Annotated in this window: 21 protein-coding genes and 1 pseudogene; 11 read left to right on the top strand and 11 right to left on the bottom strand. The window is 49.2% G+C overall.

The features are described 5' to 3' along the window. Positions 1–17: 17 nt before the first annotated feature. The gene (locus B0F88_RS07670; RefSeq protein WP_104423362.1) at positions 18–680 is read right to left on the bottom strand and encodes an HAD family hydrolase; all 663 of its coding nucleotides are present in this window, start codon (positions 678–680) and stop codon (positions 18–20) included. Then, entirely contained in the window at positions 677–1,603 is a 927-nt protein-coding gene (locus B0F88_RS07675; RefSeq protein ID WP_104423363.1) for a hypothetical protein, read from the bottom strand. The genes B0F88_RS07670 and B0F88_RS07675 overlap by 4 nt, the downstream gene beginning before the upstream one ends. 256 nt (positions 1,604–1,859) lie before the next feature. On the opposite strand from B0F88_RS07675, the pseudogene B0F88_RS19690 reads away from it, so the two are divergent. Next, positions 1,860–2,213, top strand: a pseudogene (locus tag B0F88_RS19690) (Tn3 family transposase); the annotation flags it as partial. 55 nt (positions 2,214–2,268) lie between these two features. On the opposite strand, the gene cysC reads toward B0F88_RS19690, so the two are convergent. Next, a complete protein-coding gene (gene cysC / locus B0F88_RS07685; RefSeq protein ID WP_104423530.1) occupies positions 2,269–2,913 on the bottom strand; it encodes an adenylyl-sulfate kinase in 645 nt (214 codons plus the stop codon). Between the two features lie 311 nt (positions 2,914–3,224). Here cysC and B0F88_RS07690 point away from each other — a divergent pair, with 311 nt between their 5' ends. Further along, entirely contained in the window at positions 3,225–4,013 is a 789-nt protein-coding gene (locus tag B0F88_RS07690; RefSeq protein ID WP_104423365.1) for a secretin N-terminal domain-containing protein, read from the top strand. 66 nt (positions 4,014–4,079) lie between these two features. Here the strand turns inward: B0F88_RS07690 and B0F88_RS07695 are convergent, their stop codons facing one another. Continuing rightward, a complete protein-coding gene (locus B0F88_RS07695; RefSeq protein ID WP_104423366.1) occupies positions 4,080–4,631 on the bottom strand; it encodes a hemerythrin domain-containing protein in 552 nt (183 codons plus the stop codon). A gap of 257 nt (positions 4,632–4,888) precedes the next feature. Here B0F88_RS07695 and B0F88_RS07700 point away from each other — a divergent pair, with 257 nt between their 5' ends. After that, positions 4,889–5,230, top strand: coding sequence for a zinc ribbon domain-containing protein YjdM (locus B0F88_RS07700; protein WP_104423367.1), 342 nt, complete (start codon positions 4,889–4,891; stop codon positions 5,228–5,230). 72 nt (positions 5,231–5,302) lie between these two features. Here the strand turns inward: B0F88_RS07700 and moeA are convergent, their stop codons facing one another. After that, positions 5,303–6,547, bottom strand: a complete 1,245-nt coding sequence (gene moeA / locus B0F88_RS07705; RefSeq protein WP_104423368.1) for a molybdopterin molybdotransferase MoeA — start codon at positions 6,545–6,547, stop codon at positions 5,303–5,305. Next, positions 6,544–7,068 (bottom strand): molybdopterin-guanine dinucleotide biosynthesis protein B, encoded by a 525-nt coding sequence (gene mobB, locus B0F88_RS07710; RefSeq protein ID WP_104423531.1) that lies wholly within the window; start codon positions 7,066–7,068, stop codon positions 6,544–6,546. Before mobB ends, moeA begins: the two co-directional genes overlap by 4 nt. A gap of 139 nt (positions 7,069–7,207) precedes the next feature. Between mobB and B0F88_RS07715 the strand changes: the two genes are divergently transcribed. The 3 genes from B0F88_RS07715 to rpoS are packed head-to-tail and all read left to right on the top strand — an operon-like array spanning position 7,208 to position 9,650. Then, on the top strand, positions 7,208–7,702 hold the full coding sequence (locus B0F88_RS07715; protein ID WP_104423369.1) for a DnaJ domain-containing protein: 495 nt from the start codon (positions 7,208–7,210) through the stop codon (positions 7,700–7,702). Between the two features lie 6 nt (positions 7,703–7,708). Beyond that, a complete protein-coding gene (locus tag B0F88_RS07720; protein WP_104423370.1) occupies positions 7,709–8,623 on the top strand; it encodes a peptidoglycan DD-metalloendopeptidase family protein in 915 nt (304 codons plus the stop codon). 40 nt (positions 8,624–8,663) lie between these two features. Then, complete coding sequence (rpoS, locus tag B0F88_RS07725; RefSeq protein WP_104423371.1) at positions 8,664–9,650, top strand: RNA polymerase sigma factor RpoS; 987 nt, start codon at positions 8,664–8,666, stop codon at positions 9,648–9,650. Positions 9,651–9,736: 86 nt separating this feature from the next. Here the strand turns inward: rpoS and B0F88_RS07730 are convergent, their stop codons facing one another. Next, a complete protein-coding gene (locus B0F88_RS07730) occupies positions 9,737–10,597 on the bottom strand; it encodes a carbon-nitrogen hydrolase family protein (protein ID WP_104423372.1) in 861 nt (286 codons plus the stop codon). After that, positions 10,587–11,186, bottom strand: coding sequence for a GNAT family N-acetyltransferase (locus tag B0F88_RS07735; RefSeq protein ID WP_104423532.1), 600 nt, complete (start codon positions 11,184–11,186; stop codon positions 10,587–10,589). The genes B0F88_RS07730 and B0F88_RS07735 overlap by 11 nt, the downstream gene beginning before the upstream one ends. A gap of 180 nt (positions 11,187–11,366) precedes the next feature. Between B0F88_RS07735 and B0F88_RS07740 the strand changes: the two genes are divergently transcribed. From B0F88_RS07740 to B0F88_RS07750, 3 genes are all read left to right on the top strand, one after another. Next, complete coding sequence (locus B0F88_RS07740; RefSeq protein WP_104423533.1) at positions 11,367–13,061, top strand: glycoside hydrolase family 17 protein; 1,695 nt, start codon at positions 11,367–11,369, stop codon at positions 13,059–13,061. 221 nt (positions 13,062–13,282) lie between these two features. Beyond that, on the top strand, positions 13,283–14,053 hold the full coding sequence (locus tag B0F88_RS07745) for an MBL fold metallo-hydrolase (protein ID WP_104423373.1): 771 nt from the start codon (positions 13,283–13,285) through the stop codon (positions 14,051–14,053). Positions 14,054–14,055: 2 nt separating this feature from the next. Next, positions 14,056–16,290, top strand: coding sequence for a putative bifunctional diguanylate cyclase/phosphodiesterase (locus B0F88_RS07750; protein WP_258076594.1), 2,235 nt, complete (start codon positions 14,056–14,058; stop codon positions 16,288–16,290). A gap of 68 nt (positions 16,291–16,358) precedes the next feature. On the opposite strand, the gene B0F88_RS07755 is transcribed toward B0F88_RS07750, so the two are convergent. The 3 genes from B0F88_RS07755 to rapA all read right to left on the bottom strand — a co-directional run bounded on the left by B0F88_RS07755 (position 16,359) and on the right by rapA (position 21,370). Then, positions 16,359–17,450 (bottom strand): J domain-containing protein, encoded by a 1,092-nt coding sequence (locus B0F88_RS07755; protein ID WP_104423375.1) that lies wholly within the window; start codon positions 17,448–17,450, stop codon positions 16,359–16,361. 36 nt (positions 17,451–17,486) lie between these two features. Further along, positions 17,487–18,317 carry a CvfB family protein gene (locus B0F88_RS07760; RefSeq protein ID WP_104423376.1) on the bottom strand — a complete coding sequence of 277 codons (831 nt, stop codon included), beginning with the start codon at positions 18,315–18,317 and terminating at the stop codon, positions 17,487–17,489. A gap of 146 nt (positions 18,318–18,463) precedes the next feature. Then, complete coding sequence (gene rapA, locus B0F88_RS07765; protein ID WP_104423377.1) at positions 18,464–21,370, bottom strand: RNA polymerase-associated protein RapA; 2,907 nt, start codon at positions 21,368–21,370, stop codon at positions 18,464–18,466. A gap of 233 nt (positions 21,371–21,603) precedes the next feature. On the opposite strand from rapA, the gene B0F88_RS07770 reads away from it, so the two are divergent. Further along, positions 21,604–21,915: a glycine zipper 2TM domain-containing protein gene (locus tag B0F88_RS07770; RefSeq protein WP_104423378.1), complete on the top strand. Its 312-nt coding sequence runs from the start codon at positions 21,604–21,606 to the stop codon at positions 21,913–21,915. A gap of 73 nt (positions 21,916–21,988) precedes the next feature. Beyond that, positions 21,989–22,375, top strand: a complete 387-nt coding sequence (locus B0F88_RS07775) for a glycine zipper 2TM domain-containing protein (RefSeq protein WP_104423379.1) — start codon at positions 21,989–21,991, stop codon at positions 22,373–22,375. Positions 22,376–22,418 lie beyond the last annotated feature (43 nt).

Here is a 22,418-nt window from a genome sequence, read left to right on the forward strand (position 1 = left end):
GGCCTATCGGCTGCGAACTAAGCGCTGATAACGTCCGTCAATTGCGCCAAATCGCTAACCATTAAATCGCACAGCTCAATGGTCCGCGGATCGACCTGCACTGTCGACGGTATAAAAACTGAAACAGCCCCTGCTCTGGATGCCGCGACGATGCCGGCATGAGAATCTTCAACCACCAAGCACCGACCGATGTCCACTTGCAACAGCTCGGCGGCTTTTAAAAAAACATCCGGTTCCGGCTTGCCGTGCTGCACGTGATCGCGGGTGACGACGATTGGAAAAACCTGTTCAATCCCAGCCAACTCCAGGCATTCCAGGGTATTTACTATCAAGCTGTTAGTCGCAAGGCAATAAGGTATTTTTTTCTGGTTCAGCAATTCAAGCAACCCGGTAAAGCCGCGTTTGATTTGTATTCCGTGGACAGCAACATATTCACGCCAAAAATCGCCGCTCAAGCGCTTGAAAATTTGCAAATCGAATTCAGCCCCGCAATATTCAATCAGCTTCAGTTCGACATCGTGGTAATGCAACCCTGACAGCGACGGACAAAAATCCTCTGAAAAATCATAGCCCATCGCATGCGCTGCCTGTTGCCAGGCGATCATGAACGTACTCTCGGTATCCAGAACCAGTCCGTCCATATCGAATATAACCGCAGAAAAATCGGCCAACTTAATCACTGAATAACCTTGATGTATTCCCCATGCGCTTCACGGCTGGAACCGACCACGATGCGCCTCAGGCCTTGTTCCGATTGCTCCAGTACGCCGGAGACTTCCACGATCTCGCCGCTGACAGCCTGCCCGGTATAGGTTGCCGTAAAGCTGATGATAGAACTGACTTGCTGATGGTCTATCTTAAATTCAGCCGGATAATCGAACGCGCGAGCATCGTCGACCACCCTGCACTGCAAGGTAATCGCCCCGCATTTTTGGTAATTGACCGCCTCAGACCGTGCGCAATGATCGATAAAATTCAAATCGAATTTCCGCCCGTTAATCACAGCCTTGTTGCATTTGCGCCGTTCGTGCCAGATATAGCTGTCAAGACTCAAATCGCAGGACCGGCGTTCGTATGATTGTTGCCAATCCCGATCATTCAAGGACTGCAAATGCCCTTGTTCGATCAGCTTGGTCGTAATAGCCCGGCATTGGTGAAAAATCTCCCTGCCGTAACAGACCAAATCAATATCCGAACCTTGATTTTGCACGCCAACCAAGATGGAGCCCGTGACGCCGGTTTGCGCCAGATCCAGCCCATGTTGCCCAAATAATTCACATAACCGGAACAAATCCCGCTCGACAGCGTCATGCTGACTTGCCCGCATAACCTGCTGCAACCGGTGTTTGGGTTGATGATGCTTGACGATCCTGTCTACGGCGACCGCATGCAAATGCGCATCCAAAACCGGGGAATAATGCAGATAATCGGGATGCTGCTGTTTCAGGATAGTATTGGCTTGTTCAGTCGCAACCTTTTTCCAACCCGAAGAGGTAAGCACATAGCGTAAAAAACACAGCGCCTTGCCGTCTTCCAGGCCCTGTGCCACCACGGCAAAAATAAGCCCCTCGGCGGTTTCAATAAAATCTTTGGCAAAAAACATGCTTGGAATAAATCACTCGAAAATATAATCGCATATATTAACCGATATGGCGTAAGCGAAGGTTATGAAGGACACAACGCTTAGTAACTGATGTTTTCTCGTTCCCACGCGCTATGTTACTGCCGTTAAGTTAAGTTCAAATGGAGTGCAAGGCTGGCCTTGCGCTCCAGCCGCTGGAATAACTTGGCGGATTCAACTCCGAAGTGCATTCTACGCACTCCATTACCGCGCGACAAATAGGACAAAAACTATCCGAGCGCAACATCAATTACGAGAGCAGATTGCGGCGACCACAAATAAAGTAGAAGCGTACAACGGATTTTCCAAATGGCTGTTTTTCGGTGGCGAAGGCGTGATTGCTGATAATGATCCCGAAGAACAGGAAAAGGTCATCAAATATATGATTTGGTTGTTAATGCCGTGATATTTCAAATATGTGGTCGATCAGACACGTATTCTGCGAATACTGAAGAAAGAGGGATTCCCGGTAAATCGGGAGAGCGTGGCAACACTCAGTCCATACGTCACGGGTCATATCAAGCGTTTTGGCGATTACATTATCGATTCAAACGCCATTCCAGAGCCGATAGATCCGACGTTGCCTATATAAATCAACCGGAATTTATCCTATGTCCTATTTTCACACGTATGTCGGTTGTACCCGTTTAATAGCTGAAATTTACAACGTTGATAATGCCGTTCTGTATCATTTTATCGATAACCTGTTGCACGCAAACATCCAACTCCTCTGTGCCGGTATCAACGGTGAGCTCGCAATTTTCAGGCGCTTCGTAGGGCGAGGTGATGCCGGTGAATTCGGCTAATTGTCCTGCACGGGCCTTCTTGTACAGGCCTTTTACATCGCGCAATTCGCAAATTTCGATAGGCGTGTCGCAATAAATTTCGATAAAGTCGCCCGGCTCCACTATGCCGCGAACACGCTCACGGTCTGCACAATAAGGGGAGATGAACGCGGTGAGAACAATAGTGCCGGCCTCCATAAACATCTTGGCCATTTCGCCGATACGGCGAATGTTTTCCTGGCGGTCTTGCGCCGAAAAACCCAGGTCAGCGCACAAACCGTGGCGCACGTTATCGCCATCCAGCACGAAAGTGCGGCAACCCCGATGGTGCAGCTCTTCTTCGACCGCATGAGCCAGCGTGGATTTGCCTGACCCGGATAATCCGGTAAACCATAAAATAACGCCGCGATGCCCGTTTAGGGCTTCGCGCTGAACCCGTTTAATGGTAGCGTCATGCCAGACGATATGGTTTGAAACAGGCCTATGTACCCTTTGCCCAGGGAACATAGGCGAACTCCTTTTTGCTTTTTCGAAATTGCGGCTTCTATCCGCGCTGCCGCCCAATTCAATATCGCCCAATCTTAACTCCAAGTGCTCGCCAGTCTCGATCAACTGTGGTTTATTCATCAACCGTTCCTCATCAGTACGTGGAAAAACTCAATGCCGGTCTGGAGCTGAATTGCTCCAACACAATGTGGACGATTGGCTTTAATTTTCTCCTCATGGCTGCCGGCTACCCCATCGGGAAAAAGAATTTCAAATGACGCACACAACGTTATACCATAGCGGTTAATGGTTACTTTTAGCGGAGCTTCACCTTGAAAAACCTTTTAGCCTTGATTTTGATAATGCTGCTTGGCAATAGCGTCTTTGCCGCAGACACAATAATTGAAGTAATCCCGCTGACCAATAGACCGGCTTCCGAGATTGTGCCGCTGTTGGCCCCGTTGCTTGGAGATAGCGCCCAACTTGTTGATAACGGTTCCAATCTACTGGTCAAGACTACGCCCGACCGATTGGCCGAAATCAAGTCCGTCGTCAAGCAACTGGATGTCCGCCAAAGCAATCTGTCCATCACCCTCATTCAAAGCAAACAGACTACCGCCGCCGAACTTAACGCAGCCGCAGGAATCAATCTGAAGGTTGCCGGGGGGAATTCATCAAAATCCGGCGGCAGCATGGGCGTTGATGTCTATCAGACTCAAGCCAAAAGCACCGATGAAAGCACCCAAACCGTTAGAACGCTGGATGGCGTACCGGCCCACATTAATGTCGGCAGCACTTATCTAAGACAAAATTTTCCCGGCTATTTTTACCCCTCGACTACCGAATATATCGAAGCGACCACCGGTTTTGAGGTAACCCCCAGACTGGCCGGACAGCAGGTTATTCTTAGCGTCTCGCCGTGGTCGGAAAAAATGAACGGCCGTGGACAAATCGACACCCAGAATATGCAATCAACACTCAGAGTTAATCTGGGCGAATGGGTGGAGCTCGGGGGAGTTGGAGACAACAACGGGGGCAACTCAAACAGCAAAATTGTTACTACGCGCCGAGTTGACAAGAACCAGCGGCATATTTTAATTAAAGTCGACCGGGTTGATTAAGGGGTCTTGTTGCAAAACTAAAACCGGACCGGCAACGCAAAAGGTTGGTCCGCCCTGAGGCCTTGATTAGTCCGTCAATGCAGCCAGCCTCTGCTCCAGAGTTTTATGGAGGGTTTGGTATTTTGCCCAAACAGCCCGGCTATCGAGACGCTGATCGGCTTCGATGCATTCCTTCAGCAGAGCTGTCTTAGCCTCATCCGACAAGCCGCGCTCCCCCATCGGATACAGGATATTGTCTTCCTTAAAAATATGTTCTTTTAAAAGCTGCGCGTACTGGGCGGCATTGTCCGCCAGCTCGTTTAACGCTTTTTCCTGCACCGCCCGCTCCATGTTACGAACGAACTCCCTGGCTTGCTCATGCTCCATCAGCATTTGAGGAACCGGATTGCAATGCGTCAATACGCCCGGTACTTCAAGATAGCGGAACAAAATGTCTTCCTCTTTCGCATGGTGGAAATGATCGGCAAACTCCTGGATAAATGCTATAAAACCGGCCGCATTTTCCAGCAATACGAGTGCGTCCGGGTATTTTAGACTGTATTCGGAATAGCGTTCCATTAAGCCGACGTATTTTAAAATCAATTGATGTTCTTTCATCAGCTCTTCGGTGACTGGCATGGCTTGATATTCCTTAAATAAATATAGGCGCAAAAGTTTGGCTGGCGATCGTGATTAAAAGCCCCAGCTTTTATACTGGGAAGCATTACACACCATAAAACTCAAAAAGTGAAATCATCGATATATAGGGGGGATTATTTCCAGAATCTATACGTCCTGCCCCGTGAAATGGACAAAAAGCACCTAAATCTGGCATTATAGCGCCTCAATACGCTTTGTATTCCGCAAAGCCAGACAACCCTACATTAAGGAAATCAATGAATAACCTTCCCAAATGTCCCTCATGCGGCTCAGAATTCACCTACGAAGACGATATGATGTACGTCTGCCCTGAATGCGCACACGAATGGTCAAAAGACGGGGCTTCCGAAGACAGCAACGAGGTCCGTATCGTTAAGGATGCAAACGGCAACGTATTGCAAGACGGAGATACCGTCACCGTCATCAAGGACCTCAAAGTCAAAGGATCGTCATCGGTTGTCAAAGTCGGCACCAGAGTCAAAATCATCCGTCTGGTTGACGGCGATCATGATATCGACTGCAAAATCGACGGTATTGGCGCGATGAAACTTAAATCGGAATTTGTTAAGAAGGCCTGATATAAGATCGTCGCAATAAAGACACGAAGTTGCCATGTTTCTTCGTGTCTTCTTGCCGGTTGTTCGTATCCGCTATATCAGCAAACTAAACGGTTCAACGGTGACTTTGTCGCCTGCCTGCACGTCATTACACGCTTCCGGCAAAATAATGTAACAGTTGCTCTGGCTCATGGAGCTGAGAATATTCGAGCCTTGCCGACCCGCTGAAGCAACCCAAAACTCACCGTTTTCATCTTGGCTGAGAATACCGCGCTGATACTCCCGCCGCCCGGCGGATTTTCTAAGCGCGGTCGTGCAAGTCGCTGAAAATCTCAATGCTTTGAACGACGGTGCGCCGGAAAGCCGCCTCAATGCCGGAACTACGATTTGCTGACAGGTAACGACGACGGCGACCGGGTTGCCGGGCAATCCGAAAAAATGACATGAGCCGATTTTGCCGAAAGCCAGCGGTTTTCCGGGCTTTATCGCAATTTTCCAGAAATTGACCTCTCCGCAGCGTTGCAGGATTTCCTTAACGTAATCGGCCTCCCCGACTGAAGCGCCGCCGGTGGTTACGATCACATCGTAGTTCTTTGAGGCTTCAATAAAACGGTCTTCAAGCAAATGCCTGTTATCAGGAACAACGCCAAGATCGGAAACACTGTAGCAGGGATCTTCCAGCAACCCGCCTAACAGCATGCGATTGCTGTCGTATATTTTCCCAGACTCCAACGGCTTACCTACACTGGACAGTTCGTCGCCGGTGGAAAAATAGGCGATTTTTAACCGACGTTTAACGGCAACCTCATCAATTCCGGCGGAGGCCAGCAGACCGAGATCAACCGCCGTCAGCTTTTTGGGATGGACGCACAATAAGTCGCCTTGTTTTACATCTTCGCCGACTTTTCTGATATTTTGCAGTGCGCGCGTATCCGCGGGGAAATGAATGGCTTGATCCCGGACCTGCACATGTTCCTGCATGACGACCGAATCGGCTTGCTCCGGCACTACCGCGCCGGTAAAAATCCTGACGCACTGGCCGGGTTGCACCCGCCCCTGAAATGGCCTCCCTGCCCAGGAAGTTCCCGCCAAGTTCAGCGTGAACGCTTGCCCCTCGACCACATCACAGCTGGCGAAGGCATAGCCGTCCATAGCGGCATTTCTGTCATGAGGAATATTGACCGGTGAATAAACCGGTTCCGCCAATACGCGCCCCAAGGCGTTTTTCAACGCCAGTTTTTCTGCGCCGCTCACCGGATGGATGGCGGCTTCAATTCTGTCCAGCGCGTCGTCAATAGACATTAACGGCCTGGATTCCAGGCTACAAGCATCAATCATGGCTTTTTCATAACATGGTTTTGGATAAACGCGGCAATCATTTCGGGCTGATTCAAGTCCAGCTGCGTCAGATAAGCCGGTGTTTCCAGCGCTACATCGGTCGCTATCGCGATGATGTCCGGGTCGTTGAGGTAAAGCAAGGGCTTTTTCAATACTGGCCGGTGCAATTCAATTTTAGGAAACTTCTCGGCTTTAAAACCTTCAACCAAGATCAGATCCAGTTCGGATGGGTCGAATTGCTTTAGCTGCTCATCCAGCCGGGGTTCTTTTTCCGGGATGAATTCGGTAATCATCGCACGCCGATACCGGGATACCAGCATGACAGGCGAGGCTCCGGCTTCACGCAAACGAAAGCTGTCTTTTCCCGGTCGGTCAACTTCAAAATCATGATGGCTGTGTTTGATCAAACCGATGCGCAAACCGCTTTGTTTTAAAACCGGAATCAATTGGGTCAGCAACGTGGTTTTTCCGGTTCCGCTTGCAGCAGCAAAGCCTAAAACCGGAATTTTGGCATTCAACATATCAATCGACATTAGATTGTTATCATAAGATGTCATATTTTAAGGTATTATTTATCCAAAGACTATCGATATAGCCCTAGCTAAGGAGCAAAAAACTTTGAAAACGGTCTTGAACAGGTCATTGATCCGGGAGTAAGCCTTGATTCGAATTTATCTGATTTTGTTATTAGTCATTATTGCATTCTTTGGCATGCGCGGTTTTTTAAAAACCTCGCCCGCAGTATTGGCTCGTTACGTCAAAATTTTGCTTTTATCGGTTACCGGGCTGATCGTTATTTATTTGGCCGCAACCGGGCGTCTGAACTGGCTATTTGCACTGGCAGGCGTAGTTGTTGCCTTTTTACTCCGATTAATGCCGGCAATATTACGTCATGCCCCTTATTTACACCGGCTATGGTTCGAATTTAAGTCGGCGAAACAAGGTACATCACAACAGCAAAACAAAGCCGACACGAAAGGCACTATGTCGGTTGAAGAAGCTTACGAGGTATTGGGGCTGAAAATGGGCGCGTCGGAGGCCGAAATCGTTGCCGCTCATCGCACCTTGATGCAAAAAATACATCCTGACCGCGGCGGATCGAATTATTTGGCGGCAAAAATAAATCTGGCCAAGAAAATTCTGTTAAAAAAGTAATCTGCCATGTCCTCCATCCGTTCAAAACTTGCTCTTATTACACTATTGACGGCTTTATTGAATGGTTGCGCCGAACTGCCGCCAAACTACGCTCCAGTCACGACCAATTCGCCTGAAATCGCCAAGGACGAACCTAAACATCATCTAGTAAAAAAAGGCGACACCTTATATGGGATAAGCCTGCTTTTTGATCTGGATTACCGGCAATTAGCACAATGGAACCGGATCGCTCCGCCTTATAGGCTAGAAGTAGGCCAAAAAATAAGGCTATCCGACCCAAGCCCCGATAACAAGGCAGGATCAGTTGCCGACGATTCCAAAAATGACGGAACCAGAGTACCCAAACCACTCGCAGAGACAAAACAAAAAATCGCCACCGCTCCCGCAACAAAAAAAGCCGGTTCACAAAATAAAACCGCCATCTCATTAAATCGTAAAACCGATTCAAATCACAAACCGCCGTCCGACACCAAACCGATTAGGAATTCCATTGAAAAAAGCGGAAGTGATCCACAAAAAAAATCAACTATTTCAATTGATAATGAAAATATGTTAATGTTAAACTTTCAATGGCCGATAAAAGGGAAAATCTTAAAGTCATTTTCTCGCGCTGATAGCAAAGGCATCGATATAGCCGGTGAAATGGGGCAAGACGTGAGCGCTGCTGAAGCCGGCAAAGTTGTATATAGCGGCCAAGGTCTGATTGGCTACGGTAATTTGCTTATTATCAAGCACAACGATTTGTATTTAAGCGCTTACGCCAATAACAGCCGGTTGCTCGTTGCGGAAGGACACCAAGTGGAAAAAGGCGAACTTATTGCCAAGGTCGGCCAAGCCGGATCAAACAAGGCATCGCTGCATTTTGAAATACGAAAAAACGGAAAACCGGTAAATCCGCTTAGCCTTTTACCGGGGAAATAATAAAACCATTCCGGCTCAAGCCGGATAATGCGAGGTTATCATGAAGGCGGAATTAGTTGATCTATTGGACGATGATGTTTGTGTATTATTCGATGACGATTTGTCTTTTGACGATGATGATCTCCAGACACCCCCCGTCGCCAGCGAAGCCTTAGATATTGATGAGATAATTGCCATTGAATCGCGGCAAGAAAAAAGCATGGACGCGACGCGGGTTTATTTGAATGAACTGGCGCGCTCTCAATTACTGACCGCCGATCAGGAAAAAATCTACGGTTCCAGGGCTTTGCTGGGCGATGAAGCGGCCCGCAATATAATGATCGAAAGCAATTTGCGGCTGGTCGTTAAAATTTCCCGCCGTTACCTAAACCGGGGCTTGCCCCTGCTGGATCTGATTGAGGAAGGCAATCTGGGCTTGATGCGCGCCGTTGAAAAATTCGATCCTGAAAGAGGATTCAGGTTTTCAACCTATGCAACCTGGTGGATCAGACAAACGATTGAACGGGCCATTATGAATCAGACGCGAACCATTCGCTTACCGATTCATATTGTCAAAGAAATGAATACTTACCTTAAAGCCCAACGCCATTTGGCGCAATCGCTCGACCACGAACCCAATGCCGAAGATATAGCCGTCCATTTGGATATACCGGTCAATAAAGTCGAAAAAATGCTCAAACTCAATGAGCGCGTTACCTCTATCGATATGCCGGGCGGCAAGGATTTCGACAAGCCGCTGGTGGAATCCATTTCCGACGGCGAGAGCTTGTCGCCTGCCGAAAAAATACAAGAAGACGGCATTAAACACAATATCGTCAAATGGGTGTTCCAGCTTTCCGAAAAACAGCGCGAAGTTCTTTGCCGCCGCTATGGGCTTTGCGGTTATGAGGGCTCAACCCTTGAGCAGGTCGCTCAGGAGTTGGGCGTCACCAGGGAACGTGTCAGACAAATCCAGATGGATGGTTTGAAAAAAATGAAAGAAATTCTGGAGTTTAACGGCTATTCTTTTGAAGCTATTTTTAATTGATTTTTAATCAAGGTAACAGGTTCAAGGTGCAAAATCTTTTGAACCTTGAACCTTGAACCTGTTACCTTGAACCTTGAACCTTGAACCTAAAACGCATTCTGCAACGGCCAGTCCCTGTAGTTAAAGACCTGCCCTTGTTCCCGGATTGTCGCGCAAGCGCTGAGCGACACTTCGGCAACAACCCATTGCACCGCATTAAGCTCGCCAACGGCCAGAATACCGTCGTCAGGAAAACCATAGTCCACAGGCGTATAAATAGCCGCCGCACCGACATTGACGTCCACGGCTTCGGACCACGGCGCATTGCCTACCACAGGAGATTGAACCACGTAACACTGGTTTTCCAAGGCTCTTGCCTGACAGCCTATTTTAACGCGGTTATAACCGGCAAGGGTATCGGTGCAACTGGGTACTAAAATCAGGTTAGCTCCGGCTTCAACCTGCTTTCTTGCCAGCATCGGGAACTCGCTGTCATAGCAGATGCTGATCGCTATTTTTCCGTAATCGGTGTCGAAGCATTTGAGCTGATCGCCTTTCTGAATCAGCCATTGCTCGTTTTCGAAACGGGTCATCATCAGCTTATCCTGATACTCAATCCGTCCGTCCGGGATAAACAAATAAGCCCGGTTTCGGTAAGCGCCGGATTCTATTCTTACCGGGAACGAGCCTGCTTGAACGATGCATTGGTATTTTTTAGCCAACGTCTGGAACACATCCAGATAATCGTCATGCAATGACTGCATCGCAGCCAGCTGCTTGCTTAAGGATGAATAAACGTCTTTGCCAAATAGCGAGGCCAGTTCCATGCTCGCATACTCGGGGAAAAGCAGAATCTTCGCATCCTGTTCTACGGCTTCTGTAACCCAGCGTTCAGCCTTGCTTTGATAGTGCTGCCAGTTTTCCAGGAAACTGATGTCGTATTGAGCTGTTGCAATCTTAACGTTCATGTTTCAGCCAAAAAGTCATCGGTTTAGGTGTTTCATCAACGTCATCCAAATCTTTCCAAATATAGGTCGTGTGAAGCTCAGGGTGTTTAACATAACCGCGCTTGGTCCAAAATTGATCCAACGGCACATAATCGGCAGGACGTCTGGGATGGTCGACTGGCCGTTCCACGCAGCAAAAACAAATATGCTTGAAGCCGCCCAATTCCTCGGCATGCGCCTCTCTTTCCTCAAAAAACCGAACGCCGATACCCAGGCCGCGATAATTCTTGTCCAGCACCGATTCGCTGCAATAAAAAACTTCGTCCAAATTGTAGCCATGATCGAGAAACGGCTTTTTCAGCTCCTCGGTTTCGTATTTCATCGGGATTGCGGTCGATGCACCAACCACTGTGTCGCCATCGAAGGCAATCACAATCACACTTTCCGGGCAATCGATATAAGTCTGTAAATATTTTTTTTCATAATCGATATTCCCGTCATACAAATACGGGAAATCACGGAACACTTCAATTCTAAGCCGGGCAAGCTCGGGAATATATTGTTCCAGAGCGGGGCCGTTACATCTTTCAATACGAATATCTCTAGCCATCATCTTTCAAAAAGCAAAAAGGAACGCATTTTAGCTGAACGCTTAGAATTTGCGTAGTCTCCGCCGTAAAAAGGCTACCCGTATTCAAAATGTGGCAATTATGAGATGATGTTGACGAAGATATATCCGGTACGTTTTATGGCGTGCTTCTTTAAAACTTTTTGTATTGCTTTTATATTTATGAAAATTGCTTCATTCGCTGTATTGGTTGTTTTGCTTAACGGCTTGCTGGGCTGGTCATTCAACTTGCCTCAAGATGTTGGACCGGACGTCCCGTCAGGAAAACTCAACAGTCTCTCGTTCGCCCCGTTCCGGGAAGGTCAAGGACCTATAGACGAGAAGTTCCCTAGCCCCGAACAAATTGACGCCGATTTGCAGTTGATGGGGGAAAAAACCCACTCGATCCGCACCTATGCGAGTGCGGAAGGCAGTATGCCGTCCATTCCCGCATTGGCGCAAAAGCATGGCTTGAAGATGATTCAAGGCGCATGGCTAGGCGGCCTAAAAGCAGATAATAAAGTCGAAGTCGCCGAACTGATCCGCTCCGCCAACGCAAACCCCGATGTGGTCAAGCGTGTTATCGTCGGTAATGAAGTGCTGCTTAGAGGCGACCTGCAATCGGGACAGCTGATTGAGTACATACGGGAAGTAAAACGCGCCGTCAAACAGCCGGTTTCTTATGCCGATGTGTGGTCTATGTACATGAAATACCCGGAGTTAATCAGGGAAGTGGATTTTATCACCATCCACATCCTGCCTTACTGGGAGGACGAGCCTATCACCGTAGACCAGGCGCCGGCCCATATTGAGCGTATCTTCAAGCAGGTTCAACAGGAAGCCGAAGCAATCGCCCCCGGCAAACCCATACTGATCGGCGAATCGGGGTGGCCGGGTGAAGGCCGTCAACGCGGTTGGTCAGTGCCTAGCGTGGTCAACGAAGCGAAATTCATCCGCGCATTAATTGAAGTCGCCAATAAAAACGGTTTCGACTACAACATTGTCGAAGCCTTTAACCAATCCTGGAAAAGCGAACTTGAAGGTGTGGTTGGCGCGAACTGGGGACTTTATTCGGTCGATCGCAAGGAGGTTTTTCCTTTAACCGGCAAAGTCTATGAAAATCCTGATTGGCGTAACGGCGTTATCGCGTCAACGATACTTTTCCTGATCATCGTTGCCTATTGCTGGAAGCCGTTACGGTCCTTATCCACAATGCGTCTGGCGTTTTTCTTAGCTTTTGCGCAGCTGCTGTCCTTTTTGCTGCCCAACATGCTCGAAAACCTGTGGTACACCAGTTATAGCGACTGGCAACGTTTTCAGACCCTGTTAATCGTCGGCTTAAATACAATCTTGGCCGGTTTGATATTGCAGCGCGGCTACGGCCTGTTAGCCAACCGGACCGCCAATCCCAAATTCGGCGCCTGGATATACACGCTCTATATCGTGTTTGCCGGATATGCCGTTTATAAAACCTTCGGCTTGGCGATCAATGGGCGTTACATCAGCTTCCCCATCGTCGCTGTTTATATTCCCGTTGCCGGCATGCTCGGTTTAATGCTCTTCAGTTATATTGCCAAACGTCCATGGCCATTAAGTAATATTGAGATTAACCGCTTGGCAGGACACCTTAAGGCCAAAGCAGATCACGACAAGATCCTGGGTTACGCGTTGCTGATCGTGGGTTTGATTCTTGTTATCTGGGAAACCAAAGCCTTCATCGTGAGCCGCGATTTTATTCTTGCTTATCCGAATGTCGCCGAAAGAATCGGCGTGGCTTTTGTTTATACCGCCACCAATTGTCAACTGATGATATGGCTGATGTGCCTGATCGTTCTTTCCTTACCGCTTCTGTTAAACAACACGCAAAGCCAGCGATAAAAAACCGGCAAAAAACGTGATTTTGTAAAGTTACCGAGCAAGCTTTAAAGCCAATATTTGGAGTTAAAGCTTACTTTGACGATTCGGAATCGCTGGTTATCAGATGCTTATCAGATAGACTGGAGGGCGTAGTTACAAAAAACCATCTATACTTTAAAGAATAACCTGAAGTAAACTACGGAAATATAAAAATTATAATTAAGCAGAAAATTAAGGAAAATATGCGCAATATTAAATTATTTGAATCTCCCGAGCATCGTTTTATTTTACTCAACGAGAGTGAGCCCGGCGAAGAAGACGGCGTGCGTTCCAACCAATATCTGATCATGCATCATAATGATGGCGTGTTGCTTGATCCGGGCGGTTTTGGGGTGATGCCTCGGGTTCTTGTAGAAATGTTGCGTTATGTGGTGCCCGAACAAATCAAGGCTATTTTTCTGTCGCATCAAGACCCCGACATCGTCGGCGGCCTGTCAACTTGGCTGGAACTGTGCCACTCCCCCGTTTATGTCTCCAGCATCTGGCTACGCTTTTTGCCCCATTACGGTCTGAAAGACATGACCCGCTTTATCGGAGTGCCGAACGAAGGCATGGACTGCGAACCATCACCCGGCTTTAAACTCAAAATAGTACCCGCGCATTTTCTGCATTCCGAAGGGCAAGTGAATGTTTACGACCCGGTTTCTAAAATTCTGTTCACCGGCGATATCGGGGCTGCTATGCTGCCTATGGATAAAAACGATGCATTTGTAGACGATTTTGCCGATCACATCCCTTATATCAACGGCTTTCACCGGCGCTATATGTGCTCCAACAAGGCGATACGCTGCTGGCTGGACACAATCGCCGATCTGGATATCACGATGATCGCCCCGCAGCACGGCCCGATTTACCGGGGCGCAGCAGTGCAGGATTTTCTGGCTTGGTTCAGCGAACTGCAATGCGGCATCGACTTGATGCAGCCTGGCGGGCAATTTCCGCTGGTGGACTGAGCATGAGTAATCTATCGCACGACTGCACGGATGCAGGAGGTAGAGCAATGCAGGGAGCAATTGCCGAGACCAATCATCTGGAGGAGTTGCGCTTCAAGGTGATCAGCCAGATTGCCGAAATCCTGGAAAACCAGTCACACACCCAGCGCTATGCAGCAAGCTTGTCCGAGCTTAATCATAACGTGCATCAAGAGATTATCAGTAAATTGATGGCGGCTATGGCTACGATAGCGACCGACGATTCCGCCGCCATGATTGCGATGATCCCCACGATTACGCACATCATTAATACCTGCACCCGGCTCGACCGCAGCCTTAACTTACTATTCCGACAACGCGGCAAGCAGTGGGCGGCTAATGAACAGCACGTCCAAAATTTAATGTTCGAGTTTAATCAAACCTTGCTTGAGCTTTCTTCGGTTTTGATTGAAAAAGACTTGCTGGAACGGCAAAGCCGGGTGTTGGAACGCATCATCCTGTCGCACGAACACATCTCGCAATGGAAAGAATTTGTGCAGGAAATTCTGGTGGATTTTTACGCCATCTTCCCGTTCAACTTTTTTTACATCGCCTTTGCCGAAGAAAACGGCCTGTCACTCTATTTGTATTATCTGGGCCAGTGTTCGGATGACATACGCGTAAAAGCGCGTGGCCTATTGAGTCAACAGATGCTTCGAAGCATTGGCCTGCCTCCCGATGCGGCGCTGGATATTGAAGAATTTAACATCCATTGCGGCGCCCACATCAAACAGGATTTCGATATTCGGTTGATCAGCGTACCTGTACCTGACCATTCGCCGAATTTGGCCGGTTTATTAGGGGTCGCTTACGCCTCTGAAAACAATTTGTCGGCGCAGGAAGCCAGCGTTATCCGCTCGATACTTGCGGTTATGGTCATGGTGGTGGGTTCCAGCAAGGTGCTGTCGCGCACGCTGCTGGAGCTTGAATACTACGCCGTGCATGACCCTTTGACCGGGCTGCACAACCGCCGCCAGTTCAACGATATTCTGCATTATGAAATCGGCCGTTCCGAACGCCATAAACATGAGTTCAGCGTACTGATGCTGGACCTGGACGACTTTAAAGACATCAACGATTCCTATGGACATCCGACCGGCGATACGGCGCTGTGCTCAATCGCCAATGTTTTGCTCGAACATACGCGCAATGGCGATTTATGCGCCCGCATCGGCGGAGACGAGTTTGCCATAATCCTGACCGAAACCGGCCCCAAAGGCTCGCGCGTAGTCGCCGAAAATGTAGGCCGCGCACTGCGGGAAATGGCCATCACCTCGGCACAAGGCAACCGTTTTCATCTAACCGTCTCCATCGGCGTGAGCAGTTACCCGATGGATGGACAAACCATAGACACCCTGTTGGAGGGCGTCGACGCCGCCATGTACAAAGCCAAGGATATGGGTAAGGACGGCGTCTGCGCTTTTGATGCGACAGAAGCGCGCGTCAGCATTCGCGAGACCCGCGATAACGCGGAAAATCTGCGCGAGGCGTTGAAAGAAGGCCGGATCATTCCCTATTATCAATCGATTGTCGACTGCCAGACCGGCGAACTATTCGCCTTTGAAACGCTGGCCCGGCTTAAAGCCCCGACCGGAGAGACGACTTCGGCGGGGATGTTTATCGAAACCATCGACAAATACGGTTTGGCGCGCGAACTCGACATCGCGATGATCAACAACTCTTTTGCCGCCAAACGTGCCTGCATGGACGCCAACCGCCCGGAAGCGAACGCGAAAATCTTTATCAACCTATCGGTACAGGAAATTCAAGGCCGAGGCATTCTGGGCTATGCCGAAGAACTCTGCCAGGAGTTGCAACTCCCCCCCGAAAGCATTGTATTTGAACTGCTTGAACGCGATGCGATCGGCGACATGACTAACATGCGCCGGTTCCTGACCAATCTGCGCCGCAAAGGTTTTGCTTTTGCGCTGGACGATTTTGGCACGGGTTATAATTCGTTTCATTATTTGCGCGAGCTACATTTTGAATACGTCAAAATTGACGGTGCGTTTGTGCGAAATATCCTTAATTCTAAAGTGGACTATGCCTTGGTGCATAATTTGTCCAAATTATGCCAGGATCTGAATATCCTCACGGTGGCCGAGTTTGTCGAAAACCAGAATATTTGGGAGGCGCTGAAAGACATGGGCATCAATTACGCTCAAGGCTATCACATCGGTATGCCGCAACCCGAAATGCGGCGAACCAGCAGACCGTAGATCTGGAAAACAGAACGTAAAAATAACCTTTCGCCCAGGACTTGTCGAAGGGCGAACGCTTAATTGCTCTACTTATCCTCCAACTGTTTCAACGCGGCGATAGCCTCAGCCGACCCCTGCTCTGCAGCCTTACGATACAAAACAACCGCCTGTTCGTCATCCTTTGCGACGCCCTCTCCCTTAGCGTACATATCGGCCAAATAGTACTGGGCGCGCGCATCGCCCTGTGCGGCCGCCTTACTGTACCAGGAGGCGGCTATATTGTTGTCCTTCGCCACGCCCTGCCCTTTTGCATACATCAAACCCAGATTATATTGCGCAATGACGTCTCCCTGTTCAGCCGCCTTGTAACACCAATATATGGCCGAGCTGTAATTTTGCTCCACGCCTTTTCCAGTCGCATACATAAAGCCTAATTTGGTTTGTGCTTCCCTATGGCCCTGTTTAGCCGCCTTGTCAAGCCAGCCGGCCGCCAGTTTATCATCCTTGGTCACGCCTTGGCCGTTGGCGTATATCAAGCCTGCATGAAACTGCGCATCAACATTTCCCTGCTCCGCCAACTGCAGATAAAGCGGCAAGGCTTTTGCTGTTCGGCCTTGTTTAACTAACAGCTCCGCCTTTCTTAATATTTTTGCAACATCCTGATTAACCGGCGCTACTGAGGTTGTTTTTAAATCAGGCATGTAAAGCATAATTGCCGCAAATACGATGCAAGCAGCAGCTGCCAGCCAGAAAAAGCCGTTTATTTTTTTTGATAACCGGGAACTGATGAACCGTAGCTTCTTGCCGCCGTCACAGATCTTGTTCCAGAACTTATTGATCGTTATCCGGTAAGCGGCGGGAGATTCGTTTTTAACCGTTGCCGATGGGGCGACATAATTCTTTGTAATAATTTCCATTATCCGATGCGCTTCACTGGTCGCGTGTTCCCTTTCCTGCCTGTCTATCCATTGATCATGCTCGGCTCTTTTCCCTGTATCCGATAAAACCGCATAAGCGGCATTGATGGTTTTCATTATCCGCACCGCTTCGTCATGCCCGCCGGAAAATTTATCGGGATGGTACTTTTGACAAAGCGCTTTATAAGCCGCCTTGATAACGCTTGCGGGCGCATTGCGCGACACATTTAAGTTGTCGTAGTGAGTTTTAAATTTAGCCATACAGTTTTCGGTTTTTTAATATCCCGTTACCTGTTATCAATTGACAAGCCTGATTCCGCTTTTATCGATAGTGATTAACTGTTGCTTGTACAGCGCGCCGATCGCCTGTTTAAATACCTTTTTACTGACCCCGAATGCGGCGTAAATGGCTTCCGGCGGACTTTTATCGCTCAGCATCAGCACGCCGTCATTGGCTTTCAGTTTGGCCAGAATGCTGTCGGTCAGCGATACGACTTTGCCGTATCCCGGCTGATGCAAACTGAGGTCGATTCTACGGTCTTCCCGTATCTGCTTGATATAACCGTCCAGCTTTTGACCTTTTCTGACCGGCTGAAACAACTCGTTCTCATACAGCATGCCCCAGTGGCTGTTGTTGACGATGGCTTTAACGCCCAGATCGGTTCTATCGGCGATAATCAGCGACACTTTCTGGCCGACTTCAAAATCGGTCGATTCATCGCTGAGCAGTTTATCAATCTTGGTGGTCGCTGCAATGCGGTTTTGCTCGTCGAGGAACACCTTGACCAGATAAGACCGCCCTACTTCCATCTCGTGATATTGCTCACTGAACGGAACCAGCAAATCTTTCGGCAAGCCCCAATCCAGAAACGCGCCGACATAATTCAAAGACACCACTTTCAGCCAGGCTATATCGCCTACCTGGGCCAGCGGCTTTTTGGTTGTGGCTGCCAGATGACCTTCCGAATCCACGTAAACGAATACGTCCAGGCTATCGCCGACCTTGCAGTTCGCAGGCAATTTTCTGTCCGCCAGCAGCACTTTTCCCGAGGTTCCGTCATCGAGATAGACATCAGCGCCCTGTTGCTTGACTACGTTCAGCTTATTTATTTTGCCGATATTTATCATAATTTATTGGATAGATTGGGGTTTAATGCATTCCGTCATTTTCAACAAAGCGTTTTTAACTCACCACGAAAACACGAAGTTTTATATTTTTCTTCGTGTCCTTCGGGGTCAGTCCTTTTAGCTTCGTTCGTGGTAAATCTTCAACATCAACTGGTAATCACAAACCGCACCGCATCCAGTCTTAGCTGCGCCGCCTGGATGTTTTCATGCGCCAGCATGGTCATATCCTTTAACAGTTCTATTTCTTCGGTCCTGATGGTCGGATTGACTTTTTTCAGCCTGACCAGACGCTTGATCTCATTGCTTAACGACTCCAGCATGGCCTGAGTCGCATCATCGACTAACTGCTGCATCCCGGCTTTGGCTGTTTGCTCGGCCATGCTCAACAGGTTGATAAGATGCGGTCTTTGGCTGTTCAAAAACGCAATAATCTTGTGTTTATCGAATTTGATGCCTGCTTCAACCAGATCGCGATGATCGATAGCCGCGCTTAAATCCTTCTGGTTTTGATCGATCAACACCCGGATCGGCGTATGGGGCAGAAACCGCCCGATCTGCAATTCCGCAGGCGCACTGCACTCGACAATAAACAGGCACTCCAGCAAAAACTGTCCGGCTTTAAGATCGCTATGCTTGATCACGCTGATAGCGGCGTTGCCGGTTTCAGAGGACAACACCATATCCATCGACGCAGTGACAATCGGATGCTCCCAGGTCATAAACTGCATGTCTTCCCGCGCCAACGCAATCTGCCGGTCAACGGTAACGGTCATGCCGTCTTCAGTCAATCCGGGAAAATGCGACACGCGCAAATGATCGCTGGGACGAACAATGAAGCAATCCGGCGAATGGAACTCGGTATCCACGCCGTAACATTCGAAGACGTCTTCCATATAGGGCCAAAGCACACCTTCCTTTTCGTAGCTGTTCAGTTGGCCGATCAGCTCGTCGGCCAATTCCTTGCGGCAGGAGTTCAACTCCAGCAATTGATCGCGGCCGTTATGCATTTGTGTTTCAAGCTCGGCGCTAAGTGCTTGAGTCTTGACGATAAGCGCATCGATAGCGGCGGAATCCTTACTCTCCAGCACAGCAGCCAGTTCATCGTGCAGAATATCCGCGACCCGTTGGGCCGATGAGCTGTTGCTGGCAAAGGCATTCAAACCTTCATCGTACCAGCGGTACAGCACCGCATTGTCGCTATGCTCCAGATACGGCACATGAATCTGGATAACATGTTTCTGGCCGATACGGTCAAGACGGCCTATACGTTGCTGCAATAAATCGGGATTGACCGGTAAATCCATCAATATCAAATGATGCACAAACTGGAAGTTCCTGCCTTCGCTGCCGATCTCGGAACAGATCAACAACCTGGCCGCACTGTCAGGATCGGCGAAATATGCCGCCGCCCGGTCGCGCTCGATAATGGTCATGCCTTCATGGAAAACGGCTGAGGCAATACCGGCGCGGTTTTTCAGGGTTTGCTCCAGGTCAATCGCGGTTTGCGCGTGTTTGCAGATCACCAGGGCTTTATCGCCAGGGATGGTGTGTATGCCGTCAGCCAGTCGGGAACTGGCGAGGCGATCGCCAGGGATGGTGTGTATGCCGCCCAATTGCTTAACCTTGTCCACCAACCACAGGTAGCGCGGATCTTGCTGCAAATCGTCGCTATTCGGCTGGCCTGATAACGCATAGCCGTAACGTTCACGCTCGGGAAAGCCCTGCACGGTTTGCCGCGAATTCCTGAACAGAATCCGTCCGGTGCCGTGATGATCCAGCAGCACGTTAACCAGCGCATCGCGCGCCGCTGCGGATTTTTCAGGGTCGTTAAGATTTTTCAACAAACCGTCGACATTGTCATCCTTAAGCAATTCGGTTAAATGGTGTTGCGCCTCTTCATTCAGCGCTTCCTTTGCCAACAACGATTTAGCCGCATTGGCCACCGGCTCAAACAAGCGCTCTTCTTCGACAAACGCTGCAAAACTGTAAAACCGGTCGGGGTCAAGCAATCTTAACCGGGCAAAATGGCTTTCCTTCCCCAATTGCTCGGGAGTCGCCGTCAATAAAATAAGGCTGGGGGAAACCCGGGCCAGTTGCTCGACAAACAGGTAATCAGCACTGGGGGCTTGTTCGCTCCATTCCAGATGGTGCGCTTCGTCCACAATCACCATATCCCAGCCCGCATCTATCGCCTGCTGCTGTCGGCGCGGATAATTGGAAAAAAACCCCTGGCTGCATAGAATCAGCTGTTCGGTTAAAAACGGATTGTCGGAATTCGCATCCTCTCCACCTAAAGTCCTCAGGGAGGATTCGGCATCGGCGAGCATATCGTCTTCAACATAAGCGCCCAGACAACGCGCCTCGTCAAAAACGCTGAAACGCAGGTTGAAACGCCGCAGCATTTCCACCAGCCATTGATGCAACAGCGTTTCCGGCACAATAATCAAGACCCGGTTGCTCAAGCCGTTAATCAGCCGGTGATGCAAAATCAGGCCGGCTTCTATCGTTTTACCCAAGCCCACCTCATCGGCCAACATGATTCTCGGCGCCGACCGGTTAGCCGACTCATGCGCGATAAACAACTGATGAGGAATAAGCGAAGCACGGCCGCCCAACAAGCCTTTAACCGGCGATTGCTGATGTTGCTGCAATCTGCGCCAGGTCTCGTAACGCAGTAAAAACCAGGCGGTGGGATCGACTTGGCCGATAAACAGGCGGTCCTGGGGCTTGTTGAATTGAATATGATGATTCAGTTCCACCTCGTCGACACGGACTTCCTGTCCGTTCTCGTTTTTGCCCAGATAAGTAATCAAGCCGTTCTGCTCGATTAAATCCGTGACGATGACCTTCTCTTCATCGATTGATTCGATAACGTCGCCCGCCGAAAATCGGACGCGGGTTAACGGCGCATTATCTTGCGCATACATCCGCTTTTCGTCGCAGGCCAAAAAAAGCACCGTAATCCGCTTGTGCGCTACTTCAAGAATAAGACCTAAACCGAGCTCTGACTCGGTGTTACTAATCCAGCGTTGGCCGGGAATAAACTGTTCCATTTACTAAAATGCCATTGAGTTAATATGGGTTCAAATAGGACGCCATTATAAGCGACACGGCAGAATTATTCCGGCAATTATGTTGCAGCGATTAGCTTGAACACAATCATCAAACGATTGAATTCGTTAAGCAGTCATTAAGGTTACGGAGAATAATATGAATCCGAAGTTTATCACTGGCCTCACCGCCTTTGCCGACTGAATATAGAACTCATCATTTAAGGAAGATTGCCATGAAAAAACCGCTCTTTTTAAGCTCAGTGTGTGCACTTGCAGCTGTCTATTCATGTTTATCCTACGCGTCCGGGGGTAAGGGGCATCACAAGGAAAGACATGGCGGACATCATCATTCCGAGCAGGAGAGATATTATCCAGAACCTCCCCGTTATTCTAACTATCAGGACCCGCTCTCTCACCAGGGGTTAGCAGGCGGTATTGTAGGCGGCGTTTTAGGCTATGAAATGGGTAACGGCAATCCGATTGCTACCGGATTGGGCGCAGCCGCGGGCTCTTACCTCGGCAATGGGGTGGCTGGAAAACGTTAATCCTGTTTGATCGACCGGCAAGTTTGATTTTTGTTATCTCAACACCGAACCCAATAACACGAGGAAACATCCCATGAAAAAATTGTTTTTGTTACTTCAATTAACGGCTGCTGCAATCCTGTTTTCGCCGCTATCCTATGCCGATGATTGGGGACACCGTGGCCACGGCTGGGGACATCGTCACCACCATCATCACCACGACTATTATCCGCAACCGGAAGTGCATTACTATTACCCGCAGCCCCAGGTTCACTATTATCAAGCGCCACCGGCTCGTTATTACCCACAACCGCGGTATTCCAGTGATCCACGCTCGCACCAGGGATTGGCCGGCGGCGTCATAGGCAGCGTGTTCGGCTATGAACTGGGCAGCGGCGACCCTATCGCCACCGGACTGGGAGCGGCGGCAGGTTCTTTTCTGGGCAATGAAATCGGCGGGAATTACCAAAGAAGATGGTAATTCAATCAACGCTCAATCATTTAGTTAGGAACGTGCATGAAAT

Source organism: Methylobacter tundripaludum (assembly GCF_002934365.1).
GTDB classification, from domain to species: domain Bacteria; phylum Pseudomonadota; class Gammaproteobacteria; order Methylococcales; family Methylomonadaceae; genus Methylobacter_A; species Methylobacter_A tundripaludum_A.